The sequence below is a fragment of the Vibrio sp. Vb2960 genome (genome assembly GCF_033337665.1).
GTDB classification, from domain to species: domain Bacteria; phylum Pseudomonadota; class Gammaproteobacteria; order Enterobacterales; family Vibrionaceae; genus Vibrio; species Vibrio alginolyticus.
This window is the reverse complement of sequence record NZ_JAWORD010000015.1, coordinates 115837-137628: the sequence shown is the minus strand read 5'-3', so window position 1 is coordinate 137628 and position 21792 is coordinate 115837. Positions and strand designations below refer to the sequence as shown.

At 44.7% G+C, this 21792-nt stretch carries 17 protein-coding genes and 1 pseudogene; 13 read left to right on the top strand and 5 right to left on the bottom strand.

The features are described from left to right. Positions 1-772 precede the first annotated feature (772 nt). Complete coding sequence (locus R7O03_RS14710; protein WP_318131806.1) at positions 773-1492, top strand: helix-turn-helix transcriptional regulator; 720 nt, start codon at positions 773-775, stop codon at positions 1490-1492. 73 nt (positions 1493-1565) lie between these two features. Here R7O03_RS14710 and pdxH read toward each other — a convergent pair whose 3' ends face one another. Next, positions 1566-2201 carry a pyridoxamine 5'-phosphate oxidase gene (gene pdxH, locus R7O03_RS14705; RefSeq protein WP_005374570.1) on the bottom strand — a complete coding sequence of 212 codons (636 nt, stop codon included), beginning with the start codon at positions 2199-2201 and terminating at the stop codon, positions 1566-1568. A gap of 115 nt (positions 2202-2316) precedes the next feature. Here pdxH and R7O03_RS14700 point away from each other — a divergent pair, with 115 nt between their 5' ends. From R7O03_RS14700 to R7O03_RS14670, 7 genes are all read left to right on the top strand, one after another. Continuing rightward, positions 2317-4191 (top strand): sensor histidine kinase, encoded by a 1875-nt coding sequence (locus R7O03_RS14700; protein WP_054578584.1) that lies wholly within the window; start codon positions 2317-2319, stop codon positions 4189-4191. Then, a complete protein-coding gene (locus R7O03_RS14695) occupies positions 4184-5407 on the top strand; it encodes a sigma-54-dependent transcriptional regulator (RefSeq protein ID WP_318131805.1) in 1224 nt (407 codons plus the stop codon). The genes R7O03_RS14700 and R7O03_RS14695 overlap by 8 nt, the downstream gene beginning before the upstream one ends. 173 nt (positions 5408-5580) lie before the next feature. Continuing rightward, entirely contained in the window at positions 5581-6972 is a 1392-nt protein-coding gene (locus R7O03_RS14690) for an HlyD family type I secretion periplasmic adaptor subunit (protein WP_005374562.1), read from the top strand. Between the two features lie 114 nt (positions 6973-7086). Continuing rightward, positions 7087-7770 (top strand): transglutaminase-like cysteine peptidase, encoded by a 684-nt coding sequence (locus tag R7O03_RS14685; RefSeq protein ID WP_005374561.1) that lies wholly within the window; start codon positions 7087-7089, stop codon positions 7768-7770. A gap of 5 nt (positions 7771-7775) precedes the next feature. Beyond that, entirely contained in the window at positions 7776-9689 is a 1914-nt protein-coding gene (locus R7O03_RS14680) for an EAL domain-containing protein (RefSeq protein ID WP_005383568.1), read from the top strand. Positions 9690-9704: 15 nt separating this feature from the next. Further along, a complete protein-coding gene (locus R7O03_RS14675; RefSeq protein WP_005374556.1) occupies positions 9705-11819 on the top strand; it encodes a type I secretion system permease/ATPase in 2115 nt (704 codons plus the stop codon). Positions 11820-12312: 493 nt separating this feature from the next. Further along, positions 12313-12906: a mechanosensitive ion channel family protein gene (locus tag R7O03_RS14670; RefSeq protein WP_017820061.1), complete on the top strand. Its 594-nt coding sequence runs from the start codon at positions 12313-12315 to the stop codon at positions 12904-12906. A gap of 777 nt (positions 12907-13683) precedes the next feature. Here the strand turns inward: R7O03_RS14670 and R7O03_RS14665 are convergent. Further along, the gene (locus tag R7O03_RS14665) at positions 13684-14112 is read right to left on the bottom strand and encodes a hypothetical protein (protein WP_025521462.1); all 429 of its coding nucleotides are present in this window, start codon (positions 14110-14112) and stop codon (positions 13684-13686) included. Between the two features lie 58 nt (positions 14113-14170). On the opposite strand from R7O03_RS14665, the pseudogene R7O03_RS14660 reads away from it, so the two are divergent. Beyond that, positions 14171-14284: pseudogene (locus tag R7O03_RS14660) on the top strand (mechanosensitive ion channel family protein); the annotation flags it as partial. A 301-nt stretch (positions 14285-14585) separates the two neighbouring features. Here R7O03_RS14660 and R7O03_RS14655 read toward each other — a convergent pair. After that, positions 14586-14924: a hypothetical protein gene (locus R7O03_RS14655; RefSeq protein ID WP_033907254.1), complete on the bottom strand. Its 339-nt coding sequence runs from the start codon at positions 14922-14924 to the stop codon at positions 14586-14588. Positions 14925-15155: 231 nt separating this feature from the next. Here R7O03_RS14655 and R7O03_RS14650 point away from each other — a divergent pair, with 231 nt between their 5' ends. Further along, positions 15156-15740 (top strand): flavodoxin family protein, encoded by a 585-nt coding sequence (locus tag R7O03_RS14650; protein ID WP_054575572.1) that lies wholly within the window; start codon positions 15156-15158, stop codon positions 15738-15740. A gap of 63 nt (positions 15741-15803) precedes the next feature. Here R7O03_RS14650 and R7O03_RS14645 read toward each other — a convergent pair whose 3' ends face one another. Then, entirely contained in the window at positions 15804-17429 is a 1626-nt protein-coding gene (locus R7O03_RS14645; RefSeq protein ID WP_005383575.1) for an ABC transporter substrate-binding protein, read from the bottom strand. 141 nt (positions 17430-17570) lie between these two features. On the opposite strand from R7O03_RS14645, the gene mpaA reads away from it, so the two are divergent. Continuing rightward, the gene (mpaA, locus tag R7O03_RS14640; protein ID WP_005383577.1) at positions 17571-18281 is read left to right on the top strand and encodes a murein tripeptide amidase MpaA; all 711 of its coding nucleotides are present in this window, start codon (positions 17571-17573) and stop codon (positions 18279-18281) included. Between the two features lie 19 nt (positions 18282-18300). Here mpaA and R7O03_RS14635 read toward each other — a convergent pair whose 3' ends face one another. Beyond that, complete coding sequence (locus R7O03_RS14635; protein WP_005383578.1) at positions 18301-19152, bottom strand: SIS domain-containing protein; 852 nt, start codon at positions 19150-19152, stop codon at positions 18301-18303. A gap of 242 nt (positions 19153-19394) precedes the next feature. Between R7O03_RS14635 and murQ the strand changes: the two genes are divergently transcribed. Both murQ and murP read left to right on the top strand, forming a co-directional pair. Then, complete coding sequence (gene murQ / locus R7O03_RS14630) at positions 19395-20297, top strand: N-acetylmuramic acid 6-phosphate etherase (protein ID WP_318131804.1); 903 nt, start codon at positions 19395-19397, stop codon at positions 20295-20297. A gap of 28 nt (positions 20298-20325) precedes the next feature. Continuing rightward, positions 20326-21780 (top strand): PTS N-acetylmuramic acid transporter subunit IIBC, encoded by a 1455-nt coding sequence (gene murP, locus R7O03_RS14625; RefSeq protein ID WP_318131803.1) that lies wholly within the window; start codon positions 20326-20328, stop codon positions 21778-21780. The last annotated feature ends 12 nt before the right edge of the window (positions 21781-21792 follow it).

Genomic DNA, 21792 nt, shown 5'->3' with positions numbered 1-21792 from the left:
ATAGATAGGCAACACCTTACGTATACATAATCAATCAATGTAAAGATCCTTATTACCGAACAATCTGTTATTTTGTAAAACACCGTGCTCCATATTAGATAACTCGTCCCTGAAACGGATCGAAACCCACTCTTAAACTCAACATAGAGGGATTTCCCCCCTTACTAATATGCTTCTGATTCAATACATTAGTTATCGAGCTTTAAGATGCATACGATCTAAAGCTCTCGGTATCTCATTGATACCTCTAACTTACTTAGCAGACCCTCGCTAGGTAATTTAGAACCTCTTCTACACGTCGACAAGATTATATCTTGTGTTGCCAGCCCGTCTTCAGGCTGGCTTTTTTTTCGCTTCTCAACAATGAAAACAATGGCATAAGCTGATATCATAGCGTTTGTCTCACTGTCCCTCTCATATGCTTAGGTGCTGCTCTTTCGCTCACAAGTGATATGAACGTCAACCACATTACAACTGAGTTGTAGGAAGCATGATCAAGGACGATACGAGTTGTAAGCCGAACATTGGCGGACATCCGTGAGCGCACATATCTGTAATGAAACAGACCATTTTCCCAATTAAACTCTTCGTTCCATTTCGTCGTTGTCTATGACTACCTGACGAAAACATCGAACACCATGAATTTAATTGGATTGAGCGCCAATCAACGAACGTGTTCTAGCAACGTAAGTGCCTACTTGGCAACATCAATACGAGCCATGTAACACGGACGTCTCTGTATTGGTAAAAGCAGTATGTAGTGAGTCCTTTTGTGAATATTTCAGTCGATACCATAGAACAATCCCTCCTTAAACAGCTACCAGGTTGTTGGGGATGCAAAGATAAAGATTCGGTATTCCTATACGTAAACCAGGAATACGCAGAACTGTTAGGGCACACGTCGCCCGAGGAGTGCTTGGGTAAAACTGATTTTGATATGGCCAGCCCAACCACTGAATGCGCGCAAGAATTTCAACGCCAAGATAAACACGTTCTCGAAACTGGCGAGTCACTAAAAATTCTGGATATCCACCCTTATCCAGATGGCCGCTGGCGAGCACATATATTTACTAAAACACCGTGGCGAGATGACAAAGGCGACATCGTAGGCACCATTTTCTACGGAAGGGAACTCACCGACACCGCCGTGATTGAAGTCGGGTATTGGGTTTGTCGTGCAATCAGTACCAACCCAAATCAACAATCCATCTTTCGTTTTTCTGACTTACAACCAAAACCAGAGAAGCTCACATGCCGCGAGCAAGAAACGCTTTTCCTCTTGCTCTATGGCAAAAAGCCTCAATTTATCTCTCAGGTCATGGGCATATCAACAAAAACCGTTGAAGGTCACGTCGCACGCTTACGTAATAAGTTTGCAGCGAACAGCAAGAACGAGCTAATAGATAAAGCAATGGAAGCAGGCTACGGCTCTGTTGTACCCAAAACGCTGCTTAAGCAACAATTATCGGTTGTGTTGAATGGAGAGCGATAATTCGCATCGCTTCTACCTACAAAAACACCGCCCCAATTCGGCGGTGTTTGTTTATTCATGAGGGACCATAAGCCTATGGCGCTAAACGATCAATGTCCCAACTTCCATCATGCTGGGAGAAAAGAAAACGATCGTGAAGGCGATGTTCGCCACCTTGCCAAAATTCGATGCTCTTTGGTTTTACGCGAAAGCCACCCCAAAAGGTTGGTACTGGTATTTCACCCTTAGCAAACTTCTGTTTTAGCTCTAAAAACTTACCTTCCAACACACCTCTGGCAGAAATACGGCTACTTTGTTTGCTCGCGATTGCGGCCAACTGGCTCTCTTTAGGACGAGAAGTAAAGTATTTCATATTCTCTACGGCGGTAAGCTTTTCAGCCACACCAGTAATATGAACTTGGCGCTCTAACGGATGCCAAGGGAAGTGCAAACTAATATTGCTGTTATGCTCTAGCTGCTGGGCCTTGCGACTGCCTAGGTTGGTGTAAAACACAAAACCATCTTTGTCGACGTTTTTCAATAGAACAATGCGTTGAAACGGCATGCCATTTTCATCAACCGTTGCAACTGTCATCGCAGTCGGGTCCGTTAAACCCGCTTCAACTGCTTGCTCTAGCCACAGATTAAATTGATCAATAGGATCAGCTTTCAAATCTTTACGACGCAGCCCACCTTTGGTGTACTCACGACGAATATCAGCAAGTTCCATCTTTACTCCTTCACTCGTTTTTGTCGATTGTGCTCCCGATACTGAGGAAATACAAGGACATCATTGTGCTTGTTATCGTTGCCGCTCACAGCATCACAGTGCGTCATTTGATACCATGACACAAAAAACCAGTGAGCCGATCGTGAACTTACTCAACCCCAAAGCCCTACGTCATTTTTTACTGCTACTGTGTGCCGTCGGCATTTCAGGGCTTGCGCTTACTCATCATTACGCAACTCAATACCAACATGATCAATGGCAACAAAAGCTAGAGAGACAAGCCGCGCAAGTGTCACAAGAAGTGGACTACGAACTGGCAAAGTTTGAACAGATACCAAACCTATTAAGTCACGACCCAAGACTACTCAAAGCAGTAGAGCGCGGAACGCCCTCTCAAGAGCTCAACCTACTGTTATCAGATTGGTTGAAGCAAAGTTTGGCCGATACGATTTACGTTCATGACCGCACCGGGTTAGTCATAGCCTCAAGTAACTTTCAGCAAGAAGATACGTTTGTTGGCTCTAGCTTTAGCTATCGCCCCTATTTTAAAAATGCGCGACGCGGTGAGCCCGCTCAATATGTTGGATTAGGCGTGCGCTCGAATAAACGTGGGTACTTCTTCTCATCTCCGCTGTGGGTAAATGAGGAAGTCGTTGGCGTGATAACAGTAAAAGTGAATTTGGAGCAATTAGAACAGCGCCTTTCGCAAACCACGACTGACGTACTCATTACAGATAAACACAATGTCGTGTTTATGAGCAATTTACCAGACTGGCGCTATCGTGCACTTTTCCCACTGTCATCGAGTGCAATAATTGAACTTACCGAAACGCGTCAATATGGCGATACCTTGCCCGAATATTTTGGTGAGTTGACGGCGCACAGTGGTGTCACGGAGTTTGATGACAATCAATTGCTTCTATCACCGAATTACCTCGCATACGCAACACACTTATTGGATAAAGGGTTTCGCGTCGTTGCCTTAATTAACCACAACAGCGTTCTTGCCGCCGTTTTACAGGCCGATATCGTCTTCCTGATCTTATATGCGCTCATTGCTCTAATTGCGTTAGCGTGGTTCCAAACCCTAGTTAACAAAGCACGCCTTGCCCATCTCAATGTGAGCCTAGAAGAAAAAGTAGTGCAACGGACACTAGTTCTGAGTGAAGCCAACCAAAAACTACAACAGACCATCCGCCAATATGAGCAAAGCCAACAAGAGCTTAAACAAACACAACAAGAACTGACGCAAGCCGCGAAATTGGCACTGTTGGGCGAGCTATCAGCCAGTATTAATCATGAGATAAATCAGCCACTTTCCGCACTAAGAACCTATACCGAAAACTCGCAGCGTTTGTTGGCAATGGAAAAATACCCAATGGTCGCTGACAATTTGGGCAAAATGCTGACACTCAATGACACCATTTCGGAAGTCATTGCCCGCTTAAAAGTCTTTACTCGGAAAGCCACGCACGATTCACACAATGAAATCTCAGTACTGCACGACGCGGTACATACTGCCACCAGCATTTTGAGCAACAAGCTTATTAAGCAAGGAGTAACACTAAAAGTTCCGGCCATCGACTATGATGTGAAGCTGGCCATTCACAGCGTTGAATTAGAACAAGTGCTGATAAACCTCTTCCACAACGCCGCACAAGCGATGGAAAACCACTGTATCGATCCGCAAATATCCATTGCTGTTCAGTGTCATGATGACAGTTGCGACATTCTTGTTTCCGATAACGGACCAGGGATGTCAGACGAAGCCCTAGCAAAAGTGTTCGACCCATTTTTTACGACTAAGCCGGAGGGTCTTGGATTAGGTTTAACAATCTCCAAGCGGATTATAGAGAGCTATCACGGCTCCCTCTGTGCCTATAAACATCAGAACACAGAACAACAAGCAGGAGGGATGACCTTTATCGTGACGCTACCAATAGTCAATCAGAATAAACGTACCCCAGAAGTGGAAAACGACCATGAATAACCCAGTTTTCTTTGTTGATGACGAACCACACATTCGTGATGCCGTGTCTCAAGCCCTGCTGATTGAAGGGATAGACGTCACCTGCTTACCAAACGCAGTAGAAGCCTTACGCGTAATCGACTCAAATACACCTGCGATTATCATCACCGATATCCATATGCCCGTGATGGATGGCTTGGAGTTTATGCGAACTTTGCGAAGCAAAAACGATCACTTTCAATTCATCGTACTTACTGGACATGGAGATGTGAAAACCGCGGTAGATGCGATGAAAAGCGGCGCGTACGACTTTCTAGAAAAACCGTTTTCAACGGAACAGCTCATGAAATCGCTCAACAATGCCAGCGATAAACTGAACTTGTTGCAAGAAAACATCTGGCTTAAGAAAGAGCTCGACATGCAAACTCATGTTGGTCCGAAAATGATTGGTCACAGTAAGGCCATGGTGAGCATTCGTCGCGCCTTGATCAGTGCGCCCACAAGCCAGCCGCTCATTTTTGTAGGTCAAGATGGTACGGGTCGGCGACTCGCTGCACAATTTGCCCACGACATACATGCAACACCGGATAGTGAGCTAATCGCCGCTTCTGGTGAAGACCTTTATGAGCTTTCATTAGAAGCGCTCGACAAAGCCATACACCGCTTAAGTGAAGGAACACGCCACTGCAGTTTGTACTTACATAGCGCAGAGCCTGTATCATTTGAGCAATGGGAATACTTATTCAAGCACCCAAAACTTGAGCGTGTTTTTGGCGCGACCACCCAAGCCGAGCCGCCTCTAAAATCCCTGGCGACTCTAATTCACTTACCGACGCTCGATGAGAGAAAGGAAGATATAGGGCCTTTATACAAGCACTTTGTGCGCCACACCGCGAGCCGATATCAGTTACAGCCGCCACATATCAGCCTAGAAGAGGTCAAACACCTCACCAGTCTCGAATGGCCAGAAAACGTTAAGCAGCTACGCCAATTTGCTGAACTTCGTGCCCTCAAGCCAGATACTTTTAGAATGGAAGATTGGAACAGTGAGAAAAGTCTTGAAATTCAGAGTATGACTCAGCGCACAGAATACTTTGAATATTGCTTGTTATTCGATGCATTGCAAAGACATCGCGGCAGACTCAAAGAGGTTCAACTAGAATTACAGGTATCACGCAAAACCTTGTACGACAAACTAAAAAAACATCAGTTGGATAAAGCCAAGTTCAAGGCGTAATAGCTATACTCCGGCGCTAATTATGCTTTTGTTTGATTTAGAAAGTGTAAGAAAGCTCATTTGAAGAGAGAATAACCCTCTTCTCATATTTTATTAGCCGAGCATGCTGACACGATCGGTTAATAATAATAAGATCAAAAAGATAATCCGTAATTATATAAGCAGGGACTGTGATGAGCCGAGATAACTACAACAAACTCAACGATGAAGAGTTGGATTTTGTTGATGACAAAACTGCAGCATTGCTCCTCAATACCCCCAACAGCGCGCGTTTTATGCTTTGGGTTATGGTGCTATTTTTCATTGCAGCAATAGGTTGGGCATCTTGGGCTGAAATCGACAAAGTCACGGTTGGTCAAGGCAAAGTGATTCCCTCCTCACAGATACAAGTAGTCCAAAACTTAGAAGGTGGCTTAGTCAAAGAAATCTTGGTCAAAGAAGGTCAGTTGGTTGAAAAAGGCCAACAGTTACTGCTTATCGACGACACCCGCTTTCGCTCAGATTTTCGTGAACGTGAGCAACAAGTTGCCAACCTTACCGCATCTGTGCTGCAACTATCCGCTTCTATTAACAGTGTTGCCGTTAATCGTGATTTTGAAACGGAAAACTGGCGTCAAAGTGTACTACTTGATTACGGTAAACTGACCTTCCCACCAACCTTGGAAGAGACTCGACCTCAACTCACACAGCGTCAAAAAGCAGAATATCGCGAAGATCTAGATAATTTACGCAACCAACTTTCTGTTATTGACCAACAAGTGCAGCAAAAGCAGCAGGACTTGGTAGAGATCCAAGCACGAGTAAGGAACTTGCGTCAAAGCTACCAATACGCGAAAAAAGAACTCGATATCACCAAACCTTTGGCAGACGAGGGCGTTGTTCCTCGTATTGAACTGCTCAAATTACAGCGCCAAGTCAACGATACCCGTCGTGAAATGACGTCCAGTGAGCTCAAGATTCCCGTATTGCAATCAGCGATTCGAGAATCCATGCTCAACCGTATTGATGTTGCACTCAAATTCCGCTCTGAACAGCAAGAGAAACTCAACAGCGCCCAAGACCAGTTATCTGCCTTGGTTGAATCAGCGGTGGGCTTGGAAGATAGAGTAAACCGAACGGTTGTGAATTCGCCAGTAACAGGCAAAATCAAAACACTGAACATCAATACTGTCGGTGGTGTTATCCAACCTGGTATGGATATCGTCGAGATCGTACCAACAGAAGACACACTATTGGTAGAAGCGAAAATTGCGCCAAAAGACATCGCATTTTTACGCCCAGATCTTCATGCTATCGTGAAATTTACAGCTTACGACTTCACAAAGTACGGCGGTTTAGAGGGTGAGTTGGAACATATCAGCGCGGATACCACTCAAGATGAAGAAGGCAACAGCTTCTACATTGTTCGTGTACGCACCGAAAAAACAAACTTTGGTCAAGATGCAGATTTACCAATCATTCCAGGAATGACAGCATCGGTCGATATCATCACAGGGAAGCGAACTGTTTTGGAGTATCTACTTAAGCCTATCTTAAGTGCCAAAACTAACGCCTTGAAGGAGTAAACCACATTAAGATACTCGCGATAGGGAGTATTGAGCGATAAGTGATTAAATAAAAAGCACTTATTTCTCACTGACGAACTCTCTAGAAGAGTATACTTGTGATACGAGTCGAATATGCGATCCAATTTGCAGCGTAAAGTTACATTATTAATCAGCTTAAGTTGTTTGTCGTTCCAACTTGGTGCGCTGAACAGCAAAGAACAACGATGGGTCAATACGGTCACAGCGGTGTACGGCGAACGTGCGGGATTGCGCGTAAATACATGGCGAAAGAACCTCGACTTATTTAAACAATTAGAGACTCATGAACAGCTCGCTGGCGTTAACGACTTTTTTAATCAGCTGTATTTCGTTGACGACATAAAACTGTGGGGAAAGACAGATTATTGGGCTACGCCACTCGAATTTTTAGGGAGTAACGCAGGAGACTGTGAAGATTTCACTATTGCTAAGTACTTCTCTTTACTCGAGCTAGGAATACCAGATTCAAAGATGCGGTTAATATACGTAAAAGCCATCGAACTGAATCAGTTTCACATGGTATTAGCTTACTACCCTACCCCAAGTTCTGAGCCGCTCATTCTCGATAATATCAATCCTGACATTGTCCGAGCCTCTAAGCGTAGCGACTTGCTACCGATATACAGTTTTAATGGTACAAACCTGTGGTTGATGAAGTCATCTGCTAGCACTGGAGAGCTGGCAGGGAAAGCATCACGGTTGAGCCTTTGGAATGACTTACGCTCGCGCGAACGTAAGTTGCAGTTAAATAAACCTAAAATTAACTATGACGAGTGAGAAACATGACCCTATATAAGAAGCTTGTGGTGGGGATGGTTACGGTCTTTATACTCTTGTTGGCATCAGTATTCGTAATCCAATTCAACACGACTCGAGACAGCTTGGAGCAACAGCAACGTTCAGAGGTCAACAACACTATTAACACCGTAGGTTTGGCATTGGCTCCTTACCTAAAGGACAAAGATAAAGTCGCGGTTGAGTCCGTGATTAATGCTCTATTTGACGGCAGCACCTACTCCGTTGTTCGTCTTACAGCATTAGATTCTGACTACCAGATCGTGCGTACTTACCCAGTTAAACCAAGTACGGTGCCACAATGGTTTATCGACATGAATCTATTTAAAGCGATTCACGATAAGCGTGTTGTGACCAGTGGTTGGATGCAGCTCGCCGAAGTAGAAATCATTAGCCACCCAGGCGCAGCTTACGAGCAGCTCTGGCAAGGTTTTATTGGCTTGCTGTCTGTATTCAGTGTCATTTTTCTAGCTGGTTTAGTGGCAATTTCATACATCCTACGTCGCTCGCTAAAACCATTAACGGCCATCGTAAATAAAATGCATGAAATCGCGAATAACCAATTTGGTGAACCGCTTGCTCGTCCAAGAACCAAAGATCTTATCGCGGTGGTAGATGGCATTAACATGATGTCTGCTCAAATCGAGCTATCATTCAAAGAGCAAGCCAAAGAGGCGCAACGTCTGCGTGCTCAGGCTTACCTCGATCCTATATCTAAATTGGGTAACCGCTCATTCTACATCAACCAAATCGACCAATGGCTTGCAGAGCAAACGCAAGGGGGTATCGCGCTACTCCATGCTGAATACATTGGGGACATTTACGAGACCAAAGATTACCAACGCGCAGATGCCCACGTTAAAGAACTGTCTCAACGTTTGAAAAACACCATTGATGTACCGGGTGCCACTATTGCTCGCTTGTCTAGTGATGAGTTCGGCTTGCTTTTCCCTCATATGGATGAGAGCGAGTTACGCATTTTATCGGACAGCATCGTCAATTGTGTGAACGGCCTAAATACTGACCCAACAGGCTTAGCAAAACCTAAAGCGTCACTAGGGGTTGCACACAGCAAAGATCAGAAAACGCGCTCTGAAATCCTCTCGATGGTAGACAACGCACTATCGAAAGCCAAAGCGCAACCAGACAAGCCATACGGCTTCATTGGCAGTGATACACCTTCTAGTTTGATGGGTAAACAGCAATGGAAAGCGTTGGTTGAAGAGGCCATTCATAGTGATTGGGTTAAATTCCGTTTCCAAGCTGCGAAAAACACATGGGGTAAAGTATTCCACAACGAAGTATTTTCAAGCATCGAAAAAGATGGTGAAACGTATCGTGCGAATCAATACCTATTCGCACTAGAACAGTTAGACGCCACCAACATCTTTGACCAGTATGTCATTGAATCAATGATTAAGATGCTAGAAAGTGGTGAACTTAATGACCCAGTCGCGATTAACATCGCGCAAAGCAGCTTGTCTCAACCATCGTTTATTCGCTGGACAACTAGCATGCTAGAGAAACACGCCAAAGTGGCCTCTAAGCTACATTTTGAAATTCCAGAGGAATGCTTTATCGATCAGCCTCACCACACAGCACTGTTATGTAATGCCATTCGCCAATCAGGTGCTGAGTTCGGCGTAGATAACTACGGACGTAACTTCCAATCTTTGGAATACATCCAAGAGTTCCGCCCGAACTATGTGAAGCTCGATTACCTATTCACACACAACTTGCACGACGAAAAACAGAAATTCACGCTAACGTCGATCTCTCGTACTGCCCACAACCTTGGTATTACGACTATCGCATCGCGTATCGAAACTCAAATCCAGTTGGATTTCCTCACTGAACATTTTGTTGAGGTATTCCAAGGATTCATCGTCGACAAAGAATAAAAAGGTTTATCAACGATGAAAGACCCTTTACTGAATTCGCTCATCTACGTTAGCCGTTACTATGGGTTAGCTAACTCGCCAGAAGCGTTAGTCAACGGACTACCGCTATCTGACGGTAAACTGACCCCATTTTTGCTACCAAGAGCAGCGGAAAGGGCCGGATTGGTTGCCAAGGAAAACCGCGCAGAGCTGGAGAGCATCTCCAGCCTAATTCTGCCGGCAATCTTAGTTCTTAAAGGCGGTGACTCTTGCGTTCTCAACAGCATCAATATGGAGAAACGCGAGGCCGAAGTCACCACCCTAGAAAGTGGAATGGTGCCGATCTCTATTCCATTAGAAGACCTACTTGAGCAATACACTGGTCGGTACTTTTTAGTTAAAAAGCAATTCCGTTTCGATGAGCGCTCTCCCGAAGTGCTCAAAACCAACGAAGGCCACTGGTTCTGGTCCACCTTGTGGCAGTCAAAACGCATCTACCGTGATGTTTTAATCGCATCACTTCTCATCAACCTCTTTGCGGTTGCCGCTCCGCTATTCACTCGCTTGGTGTACGACAAAGTGGTTCCGAATCTTGCGTTTGAAACCCTATGGGTACTAGCAAGCGGCATCTTTGTCGTGTTCCTGTTCGACTTCATTCTCAAGTCGCTGAGAAATTACTTCATTGATGTGGCGGGCAAGAAGTCTGACATTCTGATTTCATCCAAACTGTTCAGCAAAGTGATGGGGATTAGAATGGAATCGAAGCCGCCTTCGGTCGGTGCCTTCGCTCGCCATTTACAAGAATTCGAATCTATTCGAGAGTTTTTTACTTCAGCGACCGTCAGTGCTCTCATTGATTTGCCTTTTGCCATTTTATTCTTAGTGATTATATGGCTAATGGCTGGCGATCTTGTGTATGTACCGATGGTGGGCGTGGTCATTTTGATTATTCACTCGCTACTGATACAAGGGCCGCTGCGCCGCTCCATTGAGGAGGGTTCACGCCTAGCATCGCAAAAATATGCCAATTTGATAGAGAGCTTGGCTGGGTTAGAAACCGTAAAAATGCTCAGTGCGCAAAGCCAATTCCAATACCGCTGGGAAGAGGCAGTTGCGCACATGGCGAACTGGAATATAAAAAGCCGACGAATTACGGATAGCATTCAAAACGCGGCGGGTTTTGTGCAGCAAAGTAGTAACGTAGGGATGATCATCCTAGGCGTTTACTTAATTGCAGAAGGCGACTTAACCATGGGCGGTTTGATTGCCGCAACCATGCTTAGCGGCCGCGCGATTGGTCCTTTGGTTCAGTTATCCTTACTCTCTACGCGCTACAACCAAGCGAAGTCTTCTATGACAATTATCAATCAAGTCATGGAAATGCCGGATGAACAAGAAGAAGGTAAACGTTACATTCACCGCCCAATAGTACAAGGCAAAATTGAACTTGAACGCGTGACCTTCCACTACCCAGATTCACCGGTGGCGTCGATTCGAGATTTGAGCTTGACCATTAACCCAGGCGAAAAAGTAGCGATCATAGGCCGTATCGGTTCGGGTAAAACCACGTTAGAACGTCTCATCATGGGCTTGTATCAGCCGACGGAAGGTCATGTTCGCATTGATGATACCGACATCGCACAGCTGCATCATGTCGACATTCGCCGTAATATTGGTTGTGTGCCGCAAGATTCGAATCTGTTCTTTGGTTCTATCCGCGACAACATTACGCTAGGTCGCCCATTAACCGATGACCGTGACGTACTAGACGCAGCGAATCGTGCCGGTGTTACTGCGTTTACGCAATCTGACCCAGCGGGCTTAGAACGCCAAGTTGGTGAAGGCGGTGCAATGCTTTCGGGTGGTCAACGTCAAGCAGTCACGATCGCTCGTGCATTTTTGGGTCGTCCTCCTGTTCTACTCATGGATGAACCAACCAGTGCGATGGATAATCGCTCAGAGATGCACATTAAACATCAATTAGCACAGTTGAAACCTAGTGAAACGCTGATTCTGATTACGCATAAAACGTCTATGCTCGACATCGTTGATCGCGTAATTGTGATGGAGAAAGGCAGCATCATCGCAGATGGCCCTAAAGCGCAAGTGCTGAACGATTTGAAACAAGGCAAAGTGCGTGCGGTTAGCTAGCCTGAATTCACATTGATAAAAAACAAGGGCCCCGTTTAACTTGTGTTTAACGGGGCTTATTTTATTGGGAGCCCGAGATAATTAAGTTCTTCAAGCGCGACCCAAACGAGTACAAGGCCAACAATCACTAATAAAATCATAATCGCCTTTTCATCTTCTTCCATTTTTCAACGCCCTAAAAGCTATTTCAATTAATACACCTTAGGTTATCAGGACAAAAGTCATATTCAGCTCGTTTATAAGGAACTAGCGTCATAGAATGTCGGATATGGGATACAGCTCAAAGATTGCTCTTTTCAAAATCACGTCAGCTTTGGTTGAATATAAGTAATAAAGCCAAAGAGTTTGTAATACTCACTAAGTCTTTGATTAACTTATATAGCACTCTGTGGAACCTCAACACAGAGACAAATGGTGTAAAGAAAAATTGTGATTACTTACAGCAAAAAATCAGCTATAAAAGCCGCTTTCTAGATATCGTCGAGATGAAGAAATGAATGATTGGATCCAATTAGAGCAAGTGAGCCAGTATTTCACTACGGGCTCCCTCGGTTACAAACTATTGATGGGCATTTTTGTCCTGATCGCGTATCGCATCCTGAAGAGGATTGTAAATAGAGCCATCCTAAATTTGGCAACAACGAAAGGTGTAAAAAAGGCTCGTTTGAGTTTTATTCAGCGCTGTTTCAATGTCGCGCTGCTATTTTTGACCGCCTCTATTTTTGCCATTATCACAGGTATTGGCTATGGCGATGTGTCTTTGTTCCTATCGTCCATTTTTGCCGTATTAGGTGTGGCGTTTATTGCGCAGTGGTCAATTCTGAGCAACATCACTGCCAGCTTTTTGATCTTTTTTGTCTTCCCGTACCGAGTGGGTGACCGAATTAAAGTCGTAGACAAAGATGAAGACATCTGCGGTGAGATTCAAGAAATCAGCATGTTTCACGTGTTAATTAAGCACGACAACGGAAACTTGATCACTTACCCAAACAACCAGATTTTGCAAAAAGCGGTACTAAAGCTGGCGAAAAACAAGCCAGAGCCAAGTAAAGCCAAATCTCGAATTTATACTCGCAGAAAGAAATAACCCACTAAAAAGCCGATGTATCTACACCGGCTTTTTGTTATCACTTGGTGGTCACAAATAGCCCAAAGTTAATAGCGAAAAACAGTGAAGAGACAAAACGTATAAACTGAAGGTCATCACTGTATTCTTTCATGATAAAAACATGACACATCGCCGAAACCAAAAGCGCTACTTTAACCAAAGGAAACGTCTTCTTTACAAACCTTAAATACATGCAGAAAATAGAGATGGCGCAAGCAAAGAAAAAAATCGTCATAAGTTATTTATCCTTTAGCGATAAGTGATGTCGAATCTAAGACTCCTTCATAATCACGGGTATACATCAGCTATTTTTATTCCGCTTTCACCCTCTGATAAAGGGTCAAAAATATTGGTATGTTAATTACGAAAAAGTAACCGACGACAGCTCCCCTCGCTGCAGGGAACGTTAACCAAACACCGAAACACAGCACCACAGAGACCACGAAAGCCATTATGATTATTACTTTAATTTTGACCAAAATCGAATTAGGGAACAAAGGTAATAAGTAAACTAGTGCAAAAGGAATGAAAGCATAAAGATTGGTATTACCGTCGCTAATTGAAAGCTCGGTGTGCAGCATAACTACCAACATCAATAGTAGAAACAGTGATACGCCCCTCGATAAAACGATCATCTACTCATCCTTTTTAAGATATTCCTTTAACGCTTTAATACTCGACACGCCAGCGCTACATCGTTGAACTCTATCCTTTATGCTACGAGAGCTAGCACCAATACTTCTGTAATACGTTCATTTATATACATGTTAATAGAGGGATATACTTACAAAATCCTGCTTCGGTTATATACTGATCTTGATAGATCATTTCTTTTCCTAAATATATCTGTTGTAACTCAATATTTTTTCCTTGATCATAACTAGCATCATAGGCACCGGAAGCAGTTAGTGTTGTTGTACTTAAAAGTTGTGTTTGTAACCATCTGCACATCTGCGGTGACAGGCTATCTGCATAATATTGTAGATTGCTTTTTTTATCTTTAATTATCGCAACTTTTGTCCCATTTCCCCATCCCCTAGAATCAGCACAAAGCACCTCATCCAAGCTCAAGTTTACAGTCTTAAATGTACTAGTATCAGGTGTTGTACAAAATAGCCAAACTAAAAATAGGGAGAAAAACGTAAAGAGACTACCTATTTTCAAAAGTCTTACTATTCTATTCATTATATTCTCCTATTGTTTTTATTGTACCAACGCCATCAGTCAAATTAGAGATTGAATGCTGATCACTTACCCAAACAACCAGATTTTGCAAAAAGCAGTGCTAAAGCTGGCAAAAAACAAGCCAGAGCCAAGTAAAGCAAAATCTCGGATTTATACTCGCAGAAAGAAATAACCCACTAAAAAGCCGATGTATCTACATCGGCTTTTTAATATCACTTGGTAGTCACAAATAACCCAAAGTTAATGGAGAACAACAGTGAAGAGACAAAACGTATAAACTGAAAGGTCACCGCTGTATTCTTTCATGATAAACACATGACACACCGCCGAAACCAAAAGCGCCACTTTAACCAAAGTAAGCTTCTTCTTTACGAACCTTAAATAAATACAAAAAATAGAGATGGTGCAAGCAAAGAAAAAATCGTCACTAGTTCCATCTTCCTTAAAATACAAGGACATGGTTTTAGTTAGGCTTATATTTTTAGCTTCATTATGAGCCACCCACTAATATTTAGCGAGATAAGGGCATAAAAGAGGTAAAAAACAAGACTGAACGAAACAAAAAGTAGTGCATGCACTTTTTCTTCTAAGCTCTCTGGATGAACATTCATATCCACATCAAACACCCCCGCTATAAAGTGTGCAAATACCGTGGAAGAGGCTGTAGAAAGGCCTCCTACCATAATGATAATAATCCCTCGCCTTAAGAAACGATGAAATGTACTTTTCCCGCCTTGGATCAGGTCTGAGTTTACATATTTTAATCTATTTTTCCGCCTATTAATCATCACTAGCATCAGTACCTTTATCATTGTTTCCAAGAGAGTTTTCTACATCTTTAAGATCTTCCTTTAACGCTTTTATAAACGACATTCATCGTCATTGCATTCACTGTAGTTATGCCGTCGACTTACCCTATAAGAAAGCTCTTTAGATACCAATTCGTACTTTATCTATCTCAAATCTCTTCTTGACCTCAACTTAGCTTGAGGTTTTAGCCTTAGTCGCACGATTAAAAATCAACAATGAAAAAAGGAACCATTGTGTCCAAAATTGCGATTATTTATTTCTCTAAAACCGACGTTACTGGTCAGCTTGCTCGCGCGATTGCCGCAGGCGTTGAACAACAAGGCATTAAGCAGCAAGATGAATGTGAAATCCTCTCTCACCGAATTGAAGGCAGTGAGATTATTGAGGGACGTTTTGTGAACCCTAAACTAATGGATGAACTTGCTGAGTGTGATGCGATTATCTTTGGCTCACCGACCTATATGGGCGGTGTAGCAGCGCAGTTTAAAGCATTTGCCGATGCAAGCAGTGAATCTTGGTATTACCAAAAATGGGCGGGCAAAATCGCGGCTGGCTTTACCAGTGGTGGAGCAATGAATGGCGACCAATCTTGCACATTACAATATCTACAAACGCTCGCTAACCAACACGGCATGATGTGGATCGGGTTGGATAAGATCAGCAATTCTGGGGAGCAAAACCTGAATCGTTATGGTGTACAAGGTGGTATTGTTGCACAAGGTGGTGAAGGTGGTCAGTTGCATGCCTCTGATGTTGCAACGGCGGAGTATCTTGGCAAACGAATCGCAATGCTAGTGGACAAGCTCTCCGCTCGCTAACAATAAAAAGAAGCCCCGTAAGACACATCTTCGGGGCTTCGTATTTATCGCTTGTTTTGAGCGCTACTTCTTGATGTAGAGATCTTTCGAGTAAATGCGCCCTTCTACGTTGTTTTTTGCAAAGCCACCCACGGTTGGACGAACCAAACGCGCTTGCATGTAATAATAGATTGGCGCAATGGGCATATCTGCCGCCAGCAACCGTTCAGCTTGGTCGTAAAATCCTTGGCGCGCTTTCTCATCGGTTGCAGCCAATGCACTGTTCATCGCGTTGTCGTACGCTGCATTGCTGTAACGTGCAAAGTTACCCGAAGAACCTGAGCGAAGTAAGCTCAGGAAAGTAGACGCTTCATTGTAATCACCGCACCAGGAAGCACGCATCACATCGAAATTGCCTTGTTTACGCGCCACTAAGTACGACTTCCACTCTTGGTTTTCTAACTCCACGTTTGCACCGAGATTTTTTTGTAGCATCGACGCTATCGCAACCGCGATCGATTTGTTTGCCTCACTGGTGTTGTACAGCAATTTAAAATCGAGCGGCTTGTCTTTGCTGTAACCCGCTTCTTTTAACAACTGACGCGCTTTCTCGTCACGTTGTTGCTGACTCCACTTACTATACTCAGGGGGCGTCGCATCAAAACCGGCAGTGTACTGATGCGCAAAGGTATACGCAGGAAGGTTGCCCACTTGCGTGACACCATTCGTAATCACATCACGCATGATGGAGTACGACACCGCTTGACGCACTCGCGCATCATCAAATGGCGGACGAGTGGTATTGAACGCGTAGTAATACGTGCACAGTAATGGCACCACCGTGTAAGCCTGCTTGTAATCTTGTTTAAGCTTCTGCGCCATATGAGTCGGCACATCGGACGTGATATCCAACTCTCCTGCCGCATAACGATTGATCGACGCGTTTTGGTTTTCAAACGGAATGTAAGTCACTCTGTTTAGATGCGTATCTGCGCTGTCCCAGTAACTTGGACTCTTAACCAGTTCAATGCGCTCATTCACGACCCACTTATCCAATGTGAATGCACCGTTGCTAACAAATTGGTCTGGATCGCTCCACGGCTTGTCGCGGTTTTCCACTGTCGCTTGATGCACTGGCATCATGGACGTGTGCCCAGTCATAGCAACAAAGTACGGCACTTGACTGTCCAACTCAAAACGTAGGGTGTATTTATCCACTGCCTTGATACCGAGATCGTCCAAAGGCTTTTTGCCCTCTGCTACATCGGCGATGTTTTTGATCTTGGTGAGTTTGAGATACCAAACATTTGGAGAAGCGGTCTTCGGGTCCACCGCTCGGCGCAGTGAATAGACAAAATCATCCGCTGTCACAGGCTCGCCATTCGACCATTTCGCGTCTTTGCGCAAGTGAAAAGTAAAGGTTTGGTTGTCGTTGGTTTCCCATGATTCTGCCACACCGGGAATAATGTTTCCGTCACGATCTTGAATCACAAGCCCTTCAAATAAGTCACGAATCACATGCATTTCTGGCAGACCTTCGGCTTTCGCTGGGTCAAGCGTCGCCGCCTCTGCGTCATTCGCACGTACTAAATGCTGTTCTGCGGCAAGTTGAATGTCTTTAGGTAAGGTCTCCGCAGCAACTGATGTAGCAAGAAAAGGGGTGAATAAAGAGGAAATCAGCAACGCCGTTGAATGTTTTTTAAAATCCATATCGTTTTTCGTTCTCCTAACGCGTCTTGTGAAGCAAGTGCCACAATTAACATTTCAACCGTTGACGAGTTTAAACGGTTCAGTTTAGCTAGGTGTAATTAGCTTAGATATTGATACTACTTCATCAATCAGGAGATTACGGTGAGTCTAATTCCAAGAACGGAAAGAGCGGCATTTTTAATTCGGCCAACATCATACGGTCAATCCGTGCTTGGTGCGCCATTACTGTATTTTCCGGCTCAAGTCGAAAGTGCTTCGCGAGGTTTGATTTTGGCAGGCACTCACGGGGACGAGACGGCCTCGATTGCAGGTTTGTCCTGCGCGCTAAGAAGCTTGCCTGCTGAAAACTTACGACATGATGTGATTCTGTCAATGAATCCTGACGGCAACCAACTAGGCACACGCGCAAATGCAAACCAAGTGGATCTCAATCGCGCGTTTCCAACCCAAAATTGGACTGAGCATGGCACAGTGTATCGATGGAGCTCTCACACACCCGTTCGAGACGTACAGGTAAAAACTGGCACTAAAAACCAACTAGAGCCTGAAGTTAGCGCATTAATTAACTTGATTGAACTGCGCAAGCCAAAGTTTGTGGTGTCGTTTCATGAACCGCTTGCGTTTGTGGATGATCCCAAACATTCCGACCTTGCCAAATGGCTCGGCGAGCAGTTTCAGCTGCCAATCGTGGACGATGTCGACTACGAAACACCCGGCTCATTCGGCACTTGGTGTAGTGAACGTGATTTACCTTGCATCACGTTGGAGTTACCGGCAATTTCTGCCGATCTCACCATTGAAAAGCATCTATCCGCTTTTATTGCTTTACTGAGGCACGATCCGGATCTTTAGTCCACTGTTGAACAAGCGATCATGTGAGGATCTGTTTGATGTCGGTACTGATATCGCTGATCAACTGACGGGCACTGTCGTCTCTTTGTTGAACCAAGATGATAAACAGCAAATCGGTGATCACGTTTTGCGCGGTACGCGAAGCAATGGATGAGCTGCGATGTTCCGTTTCATTGGCAATCGTATCAAACGTAATATCGGCAATACCGCGCAAGCGACTTCTTCCAGGCGCAGATAACGCAATCACCTTCGCGCCCTGCTCTTTTGCCGCTTCTGCCGCGACGAGAATTTCTTTGCGCTCACCCGAAAACGAGATTGCGATCTGAACATCTTCTGGAGAGAGCGTGCGGGCAACAGCAATCTGCACGTGGCTGTCTTGTTCAGAAAGCGCCGTAATACCAAGTTTAAGCAGTTTAAAGCTTAAATCCTTCGCGGTCAGTGCAGAGCCCCCAATCCCGACCACTTGCACTCGACGCGCTTCACTCAACCATTTCACCGCTTGGTGACACGCTTCGTAAGACAGCGTATTGGTAGTTTGAAACATAGCGTCGGTTTTCGCTTTCACCAGTTTCTGTGAAATAACCGCAATGGGGTCGTCAGCCAAAATATCACTGTGCAGCGGTGTCGACTGCATCGCATGCTTACGGCCAATCTCTTCATTCAGAGCTAACTTAAACTCGCTGTAACCTTTAAAGCCGATACGCTGAGTAAATTTCACAATGCTCGATTGACTCACTTTTACTTGCGCCGCAAGTTCTTGGCTGGTGAGCAGCGCCGCCTTTTCTGCGTTTTCAACAATCCAATCGCCAACCAAACGACCGCTTTGCGAAAGCTGAGTACGCCTCGCGACTATCCTATTGATAACTGACACAACAAAAACCTCAAAAATATTAAATAAATTATTCCAAAACAGAAATAATAGGCGTTTGATTTAACCCACTGATTATTCTAACCAAGACAGTTAATCCCGGATGTAATAGACGTATATTTTCTCTCATTATTCCAAATTTCTCCTGCATAAAGAATAACCTCAAGTGTGATTTTTGTCACCAAACCTGAATATTTTATTCCATAAAATCGCCCTCAGATTGAACATTACAAAGAGTGCAAAACATGAAAATTGATTTAAGCAGATTGGTGACAGAAAGCCGTAACCCAGCCAGTGCCGAGATCGATACGCTTTCGACAATCGAGATGCTGCAAGTCATTAATGAAGAGGATCAAAAAGTCCCGCTCGCGGTAAAAGCGGTGCTACCACAAATTGCAGAGACAGTTGACGCAATTACCCAAGCTTTTGCAAATGGTGGCCGTTTAATTTACATGGGAGCTGGTACGTCAGGTCGCTTAGGCATTCTTGATGCAAGCGAGTGTCCTCCTACCTACGGCACGCATCCAGATATGGTGATTGGCTTAATTGCTGGTGGGCATCAAGCGATTTTAAAAGCGGTAGAAAACGCAGAAGACAACGCGAAAATGGGTCAAGACGACTTAAAAGCACTTCACCTCACCAAGAATGATGTGGTTGTAGGCATCGCTGCAAGTGGCCGTACACCTTATGTACTAGGTGGTTTGGACTACGCTAAATCCATCGGAGCCACGACCGCATCTATCGCCTGTAATCCAGAATGTGCCATGGCAGAAGCGGCCGACATCGCGATTCTGCCGATAGTTGGCGCAGAGGTTGTCACTGGATCTTCTCGCATGAAAGCCGGCACCGCACAAAAACTGGTGCTAAACATGCTCACGACAGGCGCAATGATTCGTAGCGGTAAGGTATTTGGCAACTTAATGGTGGATGTAGAAGCCACTAACGCCAAGCTCATCCAACGCCAAACCAACATTGTTGTGGAAGCAACCGACGCATCAAAAGAAGAAGCAGAGCGAGCATTAAATGCCTGCGGTCGCCACTGCAAAACCGCCATCTTAATGATTTTGGCCGATTTGGATGCCGAACAAGCCAAATCACGCCTCGCCGCGCACAACGGCTTTATTCGCGCAGCACTAAATAATAACTAAATAATCCGAGTTCTGAAGGATAGACCCTATGGCAAAAATAACTTCAAACACAGTATCGCAGTTGCTGTCCGCAGTGGGTGGCAGTAGCAACGTAAGCAAATGTGGTAACTGTATGACGCGTTTGCGTTTATCGCTCGCCAACAATGGCTTGGCTGATCAATCAGTTATCAAGCAAATTCCCGGCGTAATGGGTGTGGTGGAAAGCGATGAGCAGTTTCAGATCATTCTCGGTCCCGGAAAAGCTCAACAAGCGGCTGAGATGATGAATCAATTGATCGACAGCTTAACCTCTGGTGACAGTGAAGAAGCAGATATGCCGCAACAAGATCTTTCTGCCGTCGCAGCCGAGCAGAAAAAGCAGATGAAGAGCAAACAAACCAGTGCGGTTCAGCGTTTTTTAAGCAAGTTTGCCACTATCTTTACGCCGTTGATCCCTGGTTTTATTGCCGCTGGTTTGTTGCTAGGTTTTGCGACGTTATTGGAACAAATGTTTGTTCTCGACCAGACACCAAGCCAGTTTATGTTGGATTTGATCGCCTACATGAAAGTCTTTGGTAAGGGTCTGTTTGCGTTCCTAAGTATTCTGATTGGTTACAACGCGCAGCAAGCATTTGGCGGCTCTGGTGTTAATGGTGCCATTCTCGCCTCTTTGTTTGTGCTGGGTTACAACCCAGAGGCGACATCCGGCATTTACTCTGGCATGAACGAGTTTTTCGGCTTTGCGATTGATCCGCGCGGCAACATTATCGGCGTACTTTTAGCAGCGATCATCGGTGCACAAGTCGAGCGTAAGGTTCGTCAATACATGCCAGATGATCTGGACATGATCTTAACGTCCGTTATCACTCTGTTGATCATGGGTGCGGTAACCTTCTTGATCATCATGCCAATCGGCGGCGAGCTGTTTAAAGGGATGTCTTGGTTATTCCTCAACTTGAACGATAACCCATTAGGCGCTGCAATCTTGGCAGGTTTGTTCTTAATTTCTGTGGTATTTGGCATCCACCAGGGTTTTGTTCCAGTGTACTTCGCATTGATGGAAGCACAGGGCTTTAACTCACTATTCCCTATCCTGGCGATGGCAGGTGGCGGTCAGGTTGGCGCGTCAATGGCGCTGTATTTCAAAGCCAAAAAAGACGCTCTACTGCGCACTCAAGTTAAAGGCGCTATTATTCCGGGTCTTCTAGGCATTGGCGAACCATTGATTTACGGCGTGACATTACCACGTGTAAAACCATTCGTTACCGCTTGTATTGGTGGTGCTGCGGGCGGCTTCTTTATCGGTTTAGTTTCTTACCTTGGCTTACCAGTTGGTCTTAATACGGTGTTTGGCCCGTCCGGTATCGTGGCGATTCCTCTCATGACATCTGAAAATGGCATCTTCCCGAGCATGATAGTGTTTGTTGCTGGCCTGCTTATCTCTTATATCGTTGGCTTCCTCGCGACTTACTTCTTTGGCTGCAAAGACGTCGATTTAAGCTAAATCATTCTTCCC

Bases quoted from the DNA above. Each gene is read 5' to 3' on its own strand.
- R7O03_RS14685 (WP_005374561.1), top strand. From the start codon at position 7,087: ATGCGATCCAATTTGCAGCGTAAAGTTACATTATTAATCAGCTTAAGT.
- R7O03_RS14700 (WP_054578584.1), top strand. From the start codon at position 2,317: ATGACACAAAAAACCAGTGAGCCGATCGTGAACTTACTCAACCCCAAA.
- pdxH (WP_005374570.1), bottom strand. From the start codon at position 2,201: ATGGAACTTGCTGATATTCGTCGTGAGTACACCAAAGGTGGGCTGCGT.
- murQ (WP_318131804.1), top strand. From the start codon at position 19,395: ATGAAAATTGATTTAAGCAGATTGGTGACAGAAAGCCGTAACCCAGCC.
- R7O03_RS14670 (WP_017820061.1), top strand. From the start codon at position 12,313: ATGAATGATTGGATCCAATTAGAGCAAGTGAGCCAGTATTTCACTACG.
- R7O03_RS14645 (WP_005383575.1), bottom strand. From the start codon at position 17,429: ATGGATTTTAAAAAACATTCAACGGCGTTGCTGATTTCCTCTTTATTC.
- R7O03_RS14655 (WP_033907254.1), bottom strand. From the start codon at position 14,924: ATGATAAAGGTACTGATGCTAGTGATGATTAATAGGCGGAAAAATAGA.
- R7O03_RS14690 (WP_005374562.1), top strand. From the start codon at position 5,581: ATGAGCCGAGATAACTACAACAAACTCAACGATGAAGAGTTGGATTTT.
- R7O03_RS14675 (WP_005374556.1), top strand. From the start codon at position 9,705: ATGAAAGACCCTTTACTGAATTCGCTCATCTACGTTAGCCGTTACTAT.
- R7O03_RS14680 (WP_005383568.1), top strand. From the start codon at position 7,776: ATGACCCTATATAAGAAGCTTGTGGTGGGGATGGTTACGGTCTTTATA.
- R7O03_RS14665 (WP_025521462.1), bottom strand. From the start codon at position 14,112: ATGAATAGAATAGTAAGACTTTTGAAAATAGGTAGTCTCTTTACGTTT.
- murP (WP_318131803.1), top strand. From the start codon at position 20,326: ATGGCAAAAATAACTTCAAACACAGTATCGCAGTTGCTGTCCGCAGTG.
- R7O03_RS14695 (WP_318131805.1), top strand. From the start codon at position 4,184: ATGAATAACCCAGTTTTCTTTGTTGATGACGAACCACACATTCGTGAT.